This is a genomic window from Algoriphagus halophilus (genome assembly GCF_041729275.1).
GTDB classification, from domain to species: domain Bacteria; phylum Bacteroidota; class Bacteroidia; order Cytophagales; family Cyclobacteriaceae; genus Algoriphagus; species Algoriphagus halophilus_A.
Genome location: NZ_CP146486.1, coordinates 3,638,376 through 3,650,456 on the forward strand (window position 1 = coordinate 3,638,376; position 12,081 = coordinate 3,650,456).

General features: G+C 39.8%; 5 protein-coding genes and 2 pseudogenes. 1 reads left to right on the top strand and 6 read right to left on the bottom strand.

Annotated features, from left to right (window positions below; genetic code table 11):
• Positions 1-151 precede the first annotated feature (151 nt).
• Positions 152-1,048 carry an N-acetylmuramoyl-L-alanine amidase gene (locus tag V8V91_RS19500; RefSeq protein ID WP_373396869.1) on the top strand — a complete coding sequence of 299 codons (897 nt, stop codon included), beginning with the start codon at positions 152-154 and terminating at the stop codon, positions 1,046-1,048.
• Positions 1,049-1,077: 29 nt separating this feature from the next.
• Here the strand turns inward: V8V91_RS19500 and V8V91_RS19505 are convergent.
• The 6 genes and pseudogenes from V8V91_RS19505 to V8V91_RS19530 all read right to left on the bottom strand — a co-directional run bounded on the left by V8V91_RS19505 (position 1,078) and on the right by V8V91_RS19530 (position 12,019).
• A pseudogene (locus tag V8V91_RS19505) lies at positions 1,078-3,254 on the bottom strand (bifunctional alpha,alpha-trehalose-phosphate synthase (UDP-forming)/trehalose-phosphatase).
• A gap of 198 nt (positions 3,255-3,452) precedes the next feature.
• The gene (locus V8V91_RS19510; RefSeq protein ID WP_373396870.1) at positions 3,453-4,013 is read right to left on the bottom strand and encodes a vanadium-dependent haloperoxidase; all 561 of its coding nucleotides are present in this window, start codon (positions 4,011-4,013) and stop codon (positions 3,453-3,455) included.
• A complete protein-coding gene (locus V8V91_RS19515) occupies positions 4,010-4,432 on the bottom strand; it encodes a hypothetical protein (protein WP_373396871.1) in 423 nt (140 codons plus the stop codon). Before V8V91_RS19515 ends, V8V91_RS19510 begins: the two co-directional genes overlap by 4 nt.
• 14 nt (positions 4,433-4,446) lie before the next feature.
• Complete coding sequence (locus V8V91_RS19520) at positions 4,447-4,794, bottom strand: hypothetical protein (RefSeq protein WP_373396872.1); 348 nt, start codon at positions 4,792-4,794, stop codon at positions 4,447-4,449.
• Between the two features lie 416 nt (positions 4,795-5,210).
• Positions 5,211-8,507, bottom strand: a pseudogene (locus V8V91_RS19525) (VCBS repeat-containing protein).
• A gap of 221 nt (positions 8,508-8,728) precedes the next feature.
• Positions 8,729-12,019, bottom strand: coding sequence for a VCBS repeat-containing protein (locus V8V91_RS19530; protein WP_373396873.1), 3,291 nt, complete (start codon positions 12,017-12,019; stop codon positions 8,729-8,731).
• Between the last annotated feature and the right edge of the window lie 62 nt (positions 12,020-12,081).

Sequence of the window (12,081 nt, forward strand, 5' to 3'; positions counted from 1 at the left end):
AGATTAATAAATTGATGGGTTTGACAACTAAAAATTAAAATGGATGTTTTCGGATGCGTTGATATAATCTTGCTGGCTCTTTTATCAAATACTATGGATATTGCCCGTTAAATTATTTCTAATGGATTGTTTTGTTGAAAACATATTGAAAATGAAGTTTGCTGAAACCTTGTGGACCATCTTTTTGATAGGGTTGTTATTTCTGGTTACTTCCTGTGCCTCTAATCCCTATAAGAAGATTAATAAAGAGCATCGAAAGAGTGTCAAAGAGGTAGCTGAAGCCTATCGAATCATTCCTCCCACAAAAAAAGAACTGGATTATGATACCCTCAGTATCACTGATGAGTGGGTGGGTACTACCAATTTCAGCATCAGAAGGCCCAATTTTGTGATCATTCACCATACGGCTCAGGATTCTTTAGAGCAGACGATTTCAACTTTCACAAAAACCAGCACGCAGGTGAGTTCACATTATGTGATCGGGAAAGATGGAACGATCGTTCAGATGTTGAATGATTATCTCCGTTCATGGCATGCAGGGAGAGGTAAATGGGGGAGCGTTACTGATTTGAATTCAGTATCCATTGGGATTGAATTGGATAATAATGGTTTTGAACCCTTCTCTGAGGAGCAAATCAAAAGTCTATTAGTGCTTTGTAAGCGATTAAAATGGAAGTATGGAATTCCTACAGCCAACTTTATCGGGCATTCGGATATCGCCCCTTCCAGAAAAGTGGATCCTAACAGGTATTTTCCTTGGAAACTACTAGCTGAAGAAGGATATGGGTTTTGGTACGATGAAGAAGTGGTCCAGCCTGCAATTGACCCGATTAATGGGGTAGATCTTATTGAATTAGAAACTACGGATTCTTTACCTCAAGATGCATTTGATCCTATTATAGCGCTAAGAATTATTGGATATGATGTAAGTGATCCCGCATTAGCCATTCAATCATTTAAGCTACATTTTGTGCAAGATGAAGTGGATAGTGAACTCACGGATTTTGATATCCGTGTTCTAAAAAATTTATATAAAAAATACCTGTAACTTTCGATACAGGCATTTTTTTATGTTACTTAACTTTCAGCCAGTTTATGGAGTAGCTGCCTGACTTGTTTCACGGATTTGATATTATAATTTGCCTGTGTATAAGCATAACCTACTCTAATAGAATAGGCATTTTTTGGCATTGCTTTGAACGTGTCCTCATCGGTCCAGTCATCTCCAATCGCCAAAATAAAGTCAAACTCATGCCCTTTCATCAATGAGTTGGCAGCTCTTCCTTTGTTAATGTCCGGTCGTTTAATTTCTAGGACCATATTTCCTTCCAATACCTGCAGATTATGACCTCTGGCCATGTACTTCAAGTGACTGAATAGTTCGCGCATTCTCAAATCTCCCAGTCCACTTTCTACTTTTCTATAATGCCATACCAGCGAGTGGTGTTTTTCTTCAATAAATGCTCCAGGAGTTCTTAGAACGTAGTATTCCATCACTGATCGGATATCATCTTTCCAGCTATCATCCACTTCTGCATATAATTCCCAGTCTTGGGAATGATCTTTTCTATGAACCCAAACTCCATGTTCGGCGATCATGTCAATCTGTTGACCTTTAAACCATTTTCCTAAGGTGTCTTTATCTCGACCAGATATGATGACTACTTGGGCTTTTCCACTAAGTTCTTTAACCAGACTTTTTAATTCTGCATCAGGAACGGCATCTTGAGGATTGGATTTGAACCCAGTCAAGGTACCATCATAGTCTAAAAAGAAAATCGGTGATTTTGCCTTCTTAAAGCTGGACTGAATTTCGTTCATCACTTTGGCATCCACATCTTTAGAGGTAAGCTCAGCCTGCTTTGCTTTGACATGTTCGATTCGATCCATGAATACCTTCACCCATTGGAATACATCGTATTTCTTGAGACTTTCCTGCATGGTGCTAATTCGAAGCTTTTGCTCTTCTTCACTCATGGAAAGTGCCTGGTAGATGGCGTCCACTACCCCTTGTCTGTCATTTGGATTGACCAGGATGGCATCTTGTAATTCCTTGGATGCTCCAGCCATTTCAGATAGGATGAGTACTCCCTTTTCATCATTTTTACTGGCCACGAACTCTTTACAAACGAGGTTCATTCCATCTCTTAATGGAGTGACCAATGCGATGTCAGACATGCTATAAAAAGCACTTAATTCTTCAAATGGGAAACTTCTATAAAAATAGTGAACAGGTACCCAATCTAACGTGGAATATTCACTGTTGATTCTTCCTACCAGTAAGTCAATTTCTTCTTTCAGCTCTTTATAAGATTGAACCCGGTCTCTGGAAGGTACTACTATCATAATCATGGAAACTTTCCCTCGAAGTTCTTTATGTTGTTTCAAAAGCTGATCGAACACATGAATCCTTTGGGGAATTCCTTTGGAATAATCCAAACGGTCAATGGTCAATAGTAGAGTCTGATCTCCGACTTTCTCCCGGAAGTCCTTAACTATATTTTGTGTTTTTCGACTTTTGGCTTGCTTGGCAAATTTGTGGTAATCAATTCCCATCGGGAAAGAATCCACATTGATAATTCGATTCTCTGCTTGGATGTAGCCGCTTTCCCCCGACATACCGGTAATTCTGCCTACAGCACTTAAAAAGTGACGCATATCATCATAAGTATGGAAGCCAATCAAATCTGCTCCACAAACTCCTTCCAGCAGTTCTCTCCTCCATGGAATCATTCGGATAATTTCATAAGAAGGGAATGGGATGTGTTGAAAAAATGCGATGGTAGCATCGGGAAGTATTTCCCGCAACATTTGAGGGAGTAACATCAATTGATAATCGTGAACCCAGATAGTATCGTCGGGATCCGCTTTTTTACAATGGCGTCACAAAACTTCTGGTTTACTCTGACATAGGCTTCCCAATGATCTGGGTTATACACCATGTATTGAGTAAAATAATGAAAAGCTGGCCAAAGTGTCTCATTACTAAACCCCTCGTAAAACTGTTCTACATCCTTCTTTGAAAGAAATACAGGAGCCATTTTTAGCTCATGGAGTTCAAGAATGATTTCTGCTCGTTGTTCGGCATCATCTACCGTATTGCCAGGCCAGCCAATCCAGATATTTTCCCCTGATTTGTATATGGAGTCAAGTCCTGTTGCAAGTCCTCCAGCACTAGGTTTGAATTCGAATTTGCCATTGCGGTGTCGCAAACTAATGGGCAATCTGTTGGATACAATTATGGTTTTTGCCATGGGTGGTTTTAAGTTGAAAAGCGAGAATGAAAAGAATTTTACATCCTAAAAGGCCTATCCGAGAAGATAGGGATAATACCTGTGATTTAAAACAAAAACAGGGCTAAAAGGCCTATTCTTAACGGTTTCTTTGGTTTTTATTAACCTTTCAAATACAAAAAAGCATAAAAAAAGCAGCCTGTTTTGGACTGCTGTTTCTCAGTTGGATTGTGCTAATCTTTCGGGTTTAGTACTGATATTATTCCAGATAAATTCCCCAACAGAAAGGCCTTGAGTTACCCCATAATCAATGGCCGGCATATAGTGTATGCCTCCATAAAAACGGCTGATAGCAGCCTCTTTATAGGCTTGACTGAAAGAATCATATTCTCTGATAGGTAGACCGTAAGCCACTTCTGAACTGTCAACTAAATGAAACTCATCCCCGAATAATTGACCTAAGGTATATCCAGCAGCTGAGGATGCTACGCTATGCCCACTAGTGTGTTCTGGGAAAGGAGGGGTCTGTAAAATCGGCACCCATTCCTCATCGATGTATTGATTGATGTAAGTTTCAGGTCTGATCAAGTTGCTGCGATATTTTTCATCCCAACAGGAAATAAATGCCTCATTTAGGGCAATTCCAGTCAAGGCAAAAGTTTCTGCGGTACCTTTCCAATCTCTTCCTGCCGCTTTGCTGGCTATACCAGCAATGCTCATCCAGTGACCTCCTGGAGTGATTTTTTTCTCAGCAAACATGACATGTCCCTTGACATTCATTTTATAAGGATTGCAATCCCAGAATAAAGCAATGTTTTTTTGTCTTCATCTGCCGTAACAGCTGCATCATATACCTCTTTTGCAGCATTATAAAACTCCGACCCTGGTTCACTTGAAAACGAAGGTGGAGCAAGTGGCTTAAACTGGGCTGCGGAATCCAATACAAATGTTCTGATTTTATTCCAATGAGGCTCAATTGCCTCCATGTAAGCAGGAGGAGTAGGTTCCCAAGTTCCAATTTCTCCTGTTACGGTAAATTTGGGGAATGAACGACTCTGATGATAATTGTCTTTAGAAGAATAGGCTTTGATTACATCACCCACTTCTTTGCCAAAAGCAATAGATGCTTCAAATACATCGTCAGGAATTCCTTTTTCCTTCAGTTCAGCATAGGCTGCATCTCTATGCTCGTTCATCATATCTTCAGAGAAAATTAAACCGGTACCAACATGGTAATATGCTGCAAGGGAAGCAAGCGGCAGGTACACCTCCTCAGAAGGGGTAAAGGTGGTTTTTCTGATCCATTTAGCTGCCCTAATAAGGAAACGTAATTAGGATCGGTAGCTGCAGCAACCTCATAGGCAGCCAAGCTTGAATAGGAATAAATCCTTGCAGCCACTGGGGGTGAAAAGATATCATGAATTATGACCTCAGTAATCCTATCCTGTGCTTTGATTAAATAATGGCCATCAGTAATGGCATTGGAATAATCGACTTGTTTTTGACATGAAAGCATGCTAAAGAGCAGGCCTAGGCCAAGTATGGTTTTAAATAAGCGCATTATGTGATTTTCTAATTGGGAATGTTGGGGTACAAATTTAAGGTAATCAGGAGCCAAGCTCAAGTTTTTTATAAATTCCTCAATCGTATTTAGATGGCAAAACTATTGGAAATAAGGGATTAAGCAAATGGAAAGGCTTAGGTTTTATCCCAATAAACTTTACCTGAATTAGAAGGAGCCAATAAATACTTCTCACTTTGCACCTGAATTGGAGCTATTCTTCTGATTTCTAACTGACTCGGTTCTCAAAAAAACGATATTATTCTGCTCCAAGTTCCATTTTGGTATTTCCATGTTTGATTATAAAGCACGTTATTTTTTCCTAAAATCCTAAAAGCAGTTGATAGACACACTGTTTTTCTGGAGAAAATCAATTAAGAAAGAAGGCAAAAACTGATCGGGATTTTTGATGGGCATCACTCGAAATCCCAAATCTCCGCCTCAGCACTATTTTTTACTACCAGTAGTTTTTTGTTTTCAAGAAGTCCAAAAGCTCGGATATCCCCATCTAGTTTGAGACCATGTGCTGCATTTTTCCAATAATCAAAGGTTCCATCACCTTTACCTAATAAGACCTCACCATAGCTGGCATCATATTTACCTACTTCCGGTTTGGCCTGGGATAGGTTTCCTCCCAAAATCAAATCCAAATTTCCATCCTCATTCAAATCTAAAACCGCAATTGCAAAAACGTAGGAACGTTGAGCTAGGACAGGAAATGGTTTCCAGGAAAAGTTTCCGTTTCCCTCATTCATAAGCACTCCGGATTCTAAGTTGTTTACTTCATTGATAATGGACTGATTGACAATTTCAGAGGGGAAAATATCAGTTAAGGATTCATTATTGTAATTACTATAGCGTATGTATTTCTTTTTGACCGAAGGAATTTGACGCTCTAGTTCATGTTTTAAAGTATAAGGAACTTGCACTCCTCCCACTTCTTGTGTAAAAATTTGTTCGACAGATCCATTTTGATCAAAATCATTTAGAAACATTTTTACCGGTGAATCAGAAGTGATTTTAAATCTTGAATTCAGTCCATTGTTTCCTAGAATTAAATCTGGAAATCCATCGTGATTCAAATCTGCTACTTCCACTGCTCGATACCATCCTTTTAAGGTCTCAAGTTCTGGCATTTCGATTTTTCTAGTCTGCCATTGTTGTTTTTCAGGAAGATTGGAGCAGTCCATTCCCCAACTAAAACCAAATCCTCGTTTCCATCCTGATCCCAATCAAGCACGGTGGCATCGGTTATCATTCCAAGATCTTTGAGGATAGGGGCGCGGGTAGTCGACTCCTCTGTGAAATTTCCCTTTCCGTCATTGATCCACAGTTGACTGCTCGCATATGCGCCATAAGTGAAAGGAACCAGCCTTCCCCCTACAAATAGATCTATTGCACCGTCTTTGTTGATGTCGATTGGTTTGACGGAACTGCTGCTCCCAAAAACGGTAGCAAATCCGGCCGAAGAATTCTTATCGAAATTTCCTTTTCCATCATTTATGTAAAGCCGATCAGCCAGATCTATCGATCCAAAACCAGATTCATTGCCTCCAGATGTTACCATCAAGTCCATGTCACCATCTCCATCTGCATCAAAAAATACCGCATCGGTATCCTCGGATTGTATATCTTTTACAAATGCATCTTGCGGACTTTCATAGTATTTTCCGGAAGAGGAAGCGAGAAAGAGTTTCGCTGAGAAGGTTTTAGCTCCTCCAAAAAGATCCTCCAGCCCATCACCGTTTACATCGGCTTTCGCAAATGCCGGTCCTTCGGTGGAATACATGATATAAGTGAGTCGGTCCCGATCAAAGTCCACGAATGCATTTTCTTCATGAACGAAGCTTAAACCCGGGTTTTCAATTTTATGGAATAGTTGATTGTTAGGCTTTTCAAAGAAGGATTTTTCAGAGGGTATTTCTCCCGCATCTTCCCAATTCAATTTGAGCAACTGATCGACAGCTTGATTTTTTAGTTCTGTGTATTTTCCATCAGGCCAAAGAATTTCAATAGATTCAAGATTGGTCAACTCCCCTAAACCTATGGTGATTTTCGGGTCTACTGAGGATTGAAAACCCCGGTTGGGCATTTGTTCTGCATAGTATATTTCTCCTTCTGCTTTCAGACGGATTTGTGTTCCTATGGCATGGGTGTTTTTCCTTTTCCCTCCAGTTGAATTTGAATAAAGTGATGAGTTGGGTTGATGGATTTCCCCTGATTTTTAAAGATCTGGGAAGGTTGATTGACATTGTTTACCACCAAATCCAGCGTACCGTCGTTGTTTAAGTCTCCGTATGCAGCACCATTTGAATGGATTGCTTTACCAAGTCCCCATTCCTCAGCTTTATTTTCAAATTTCAATTCACCCAAATTACGGAAGGCATAATTTGGTATGGGATTGATTGGTATGGGGTCGACTAATGCTTTAAAATTGACTCCTTCCTGAGAAATGATTTGACTTTTGGTTTTATCGTCGTCAATGAAATTTAAATAATCAAGGTCAGTTATGTCTTGATAGATGCCATTCGCTACAAAAACATCCCTTAATCCATCATTGTCCATGTCAAATATCAGTGCTCCCCAACTCCAATCTGTAGCCTCTACATTACTGAGTCTCCCTATTTCGCTGAATGTACCATCCCCATTGTTAAGGTGGAGCATATTGCGGGAAAGCTGATAGTGATACCCGTAGGTTTTGTTGAATTGGTATTTATCCCAATTCTCAAAAGTAGTGACCTGCTTTAGCCGGGTTTGTGATTCTGGTAGCATGTCAGTCACAAAAATGTCCAAAAGTCCGTCCCCATTGATATCGGCTATGTCCGCCCCCATGGATGCAGCGCTGATAGATCGCATGGACTTTTCCAATGATTCGGTGAAGGTGCCATCTTGATTGTTAATATAGAGGTAGTCCTTTTCGAAGAAATCATTGGAAATGAAAATGTCAGGCCAGGTGTCCTGATTGACATCCCCGATGGTAATACCCAGACCAAAACCGATAACGGACCCATAAATGCCAGCTTCTTCGGATACATCTTGGAATTTTCCATCATCATTCCGATAGAGTTTATCACCTCCAACATTGTCCCGTTTGATCCTTTCGTTCTGCATCTTGTTGAAAGTACCGATCGCTTGGTAAGAATTATTCAGTAAATAGACATCCAGATCCCCATCTTTATCATAATCAAAAAATACTGCATGGGTAGAAAATCCTTGATCTGCCAATCCATAAACCTCGGCCATTTCTTTAAAGGTCCCATCTCCCTGATTGATAAAAAGTTCGTTTTGTTTGTTGTCTCCGGAAATGTCACCTGAGTTGCAAACATAAATATCCAAATATCCATCTCCGTCTACATCAGCCATAGAGACCCCGGTGCTCCATGCACGAGCTCCTGCCACTCCAGCTTGTTCTGTGATGTCTTCAAACTTGAATTCTCCTTTATTGAGATAAAGTTTGTTGGGTCCTAAGTTAGCCGTGAAGTACAGGTCAACTAGCCCATCGTTGTTGATATCACCTATAGCCACTCCACCGCCATTATAGTAGTTCCGGTAGGTGAAAATATTGAAATCTTCACTAAAGCTTAAGTCATTTCGGAAATCAACCCCTGAACTCGTCCTGTCAATTTCCTGAAAAAGGGTAGCTTTTTTTCCGTTTCTTCCTTACAGGAAAAAAGTGAGACTACTAGAATAAGACTTGCAATATGATTCCTCATGAAATACTATTATCCTTTGTTATTTTTCTCTGATGAGAAATCAAAATTCTCAAGACATACATCAGAGTGAAGTTTTTGAAGCTCTAGGTTTGTTGGCGATTGAACATTTTTTCCAATGCCAACAGGTTTCCAATTCCATACTTTAATCCAATTTTAAGTTTTTTCTACTAAGTCTTCCAAAATCAAATTGGAAAAAGAAATGGGGGAAATAAACGGTGGGACTAATCGCGAAATTCAAAAACCAGTGGCACATCATTATTTCGTAATACTACTAAATTTGGTCTATTTTCAAGATTGATTTGAAGAAAATCCCGGATTTCACCAGGGATAAATAAACCGCTTTCTTCCGGGATTAAGGTTTTCCATTCATTTTTTCCATTTGGTTTCAATACCCAGCCATAGCTTCCCATCTGACTGCCCAATTCTGGTTTGATTCTACTTTGATTTCCTCCAATAATCAACAAAGGCTTTCCGGATTCTCTAGTTATAGAAGTGATGGAATAGACAGGAGCAGATTGAATTTCAGGAGGTAAATCAGTTATCTTGAAATTACCTTCTCCGTCATTTAGCCATAAGCTAGTTTCAAGAGTACCGGCTGTTAAAATTAAGGAATTAGCCCAAATAGCTTCGGGGAAAAGATCTTCTAAAGACTTGTTTTGGTAGGATTCGTAAGTCAATAACTGTTTTCTCAAAGAGGGTAGTTGACGTAGTAAAGCAGGCTTGAGCACCCAAGGGATTGTCCTTTGATTTTCAAATTGGGAAAGAATTTGATCCAAGGTTCCATTTTGATCAAAGTCATTCAGGATCATTCGGAGTTGAGAGTTACTATCGCTATGAAGTCGGGAGTTTAAGCCATGATTTCCAGCTAGAATATCAGGATGGCCATCCATATTGACATCTGATACAAATACGCAATTCCAAAGACCACTTGAATTTTCAAAACCAAAATCGGTAGTTTTTTCAATTAATTTATTTCCCTCAAAACTAAATATCCGAATGGACATCCATTCTCCGGCCACAATGATTTCAAGTTTCCCATCACCATCCAAATCTGCCAAATCTCCACTAGTCAGCATTCCTATTTTGGAAAGTTCAGGGTTTAGACTTTGAGAAATTTGCTTAAAACTTCCTGTTCCGTCATTCTCCCATACTTCCAAGCCCGTCGGGATTCCATATCCAAATGGTATTGCTCGGCTACCCACGATCAAATCCTTATCTCCGTCTTCATCAAAATCTAGAGAAAGCAAAAAGGCGGTTGGGTTTGAGGAAAAGAATTGAGGGGACTTTTGGAAGTTTCCAGTCCCATCATTCAGATAAAGTCGGTCCGAATAAGCTGGTGAATTATCACCAAACTCGATTCCTCCACTTCCTACTAGTAAGTCAGGCTTTCCATCACCGTTAGCATCAAAAAAATGAGCAGTTACATCTTCGGAAATTGCATCCGAACCAAAGAGTTCTTCTTGATGGGATATAAATTGCCCTTTTGAATTTTGGATCAGCAAAACAGAGGGTTGTTCTTTTGCCCCTGGAATGAAAATATCATCCAAACCATCTCCATTCACATCTGCTTTTGCAGATTTTGGTCCCTCATTGCTGATCATCCAAAATCGTAAGCGATCACGGTCAAAATCAATAAAGTTGCTCTCCTGATGCTGAAATGGAATTTTTGTGTCTTTTTGAATGAATAGCGTTCCTGGATTTTCCTCTAGGTTCGGATTGATTTTGTCCCCCTCTTTTGGGGTAAGTTTCAGTGCCTGATTGGCTTGAACATCTCTGATAATTTGGATTTTGCCGTCTGGCCAGAAAATTTCTAGTGAATCGAGTTTTTCAATGGTACCCAATCCAAAATGCATCCGAGGATCAACCGAAGACATGTACCCTTTGACAGGTTGAAACTCCTGAATGAATTTTTGATCGGATGCATAGGCGATGATTTTGGTACCAAATTCCTGACCTAGCTCTATGCTTAGGTAGTTGCCGTTATTTTTGTCGGAACTGGTATTTCGGTAAATGAAAGCTCGGTCATTTAAATTATTTATCACTAAGTCAAGATCTCCGTCATTATCTAAATCCCCATAAGCTGATCCAGTGCTGAAAGTAAGCTGATCTAAACCCAAATTTTGAGCAAGGTTTTCAAAGTTCCAGTTGCCTTGATTTTTAAAGAGAAAGTTTTGCTGGGGGGTAGAAGGAAATGCATCAATCATTTTGGTCAAAAGGATGGAGTCTTTCTGAAAACCTTGAATTTTCTCCTGGTTGTTGACATAGAAATCTACAAAATCAAAGTCAGTCAAATCTTTCACAATTCCATTGGTCACTAATATATCCTTCAATCCGTCATTGTCCATGTCGAAAATCAAGGCTCCCCAACTCCAGTCAGTCGCTTCTAATCCGGCCATTCGACTGACTTCTGCAAAAATGGGGATTTGAGTTCCAGGTCTGAATCCCAAGTTTCTCTGAAGGGTATTTCTCGTGAATTGTTGGTGGTATCCAGCTTTGATATTAGATTGGAATTTGTCCCATTCTTCAAAAGGAGTTTTTGTTTTGACCCGGGAAAGTTCCTTTGGAAGCATTTCTGTGACAAAAATATCAGGCCGTGTATCATTGTCCAGATCGGCAATATCAGCTCCCATACTTCCCAGGCTGATCTCAGGCAGAAGATCTGGGAGGACTTCAGAAAATGTCCCATCCTGATTGTTCAGGTAAAGATAGTCCCGTTCAAAAAAATCATTGGAAACGTACAAATCTGGCCAATTATCATCGTTCAAGTCGGCAACTGTGACTCCGAGACCATAGCCGATATTACTCCCGAATATTCCAGCCTCTTCAGATACATCAGTGAAGATATCTCCATCGTTTCTGAATAACTTATTTCCTCCTTCGGGATCACGGATTTCACGCTGACCGACCCTTAGGTCATAAATGCCAATGGATCTTGCCGAATTACTGAGGAGGTACATGTCCAAATCTCCATCTTTGTCAAAATCAAAGAAAACAGCATGCTGGCTCAGTCCTTTTTCAGCAATTCCGTACTCTTCTGATTTTTCTGAAAAAGTAAGGTTATTATTATTGATAAAAAGTTCATTATGGCGTTTATCTCCACCTGGAGGGCCCGATTTGCAAATGTAAAGGTCCAATAAACCATCCCCGTTTACATCAGCCATACTTACCCCTGTAGTCCAATACCCAGTTGAATTTAGCCCAGCTTGGTCAGTTATGTCTTTAAATTTAAGATTCCCTTGGTTCAGGTAAAGCCTGTTTGAAGTTTGATTTCCAGCCAGGAAAATATCAATCAAACCATCATTATTTATATCGCCTAATGCTACTCCTGCTCCGTTGTAAAAATTACGAAAAGTATATGGGTTTACTTTTTCGGTGTAAGTAAGATCATTTCTGAAAGATATCCCTGAATCTTCCTCTGAAAGCAGTTGGAAAAGTACGTCATTACTTTTCTCTTCCTTTTGGCAAGAAATGCAGGAAATAAATAAAATAATAAGGAGGGCTTTTTGCTTCATTGACAATGGTTAGAAAGCGGGAAGTGAACAAAAGAAACGGTCCTTTTTAAAAGAACTCAGAT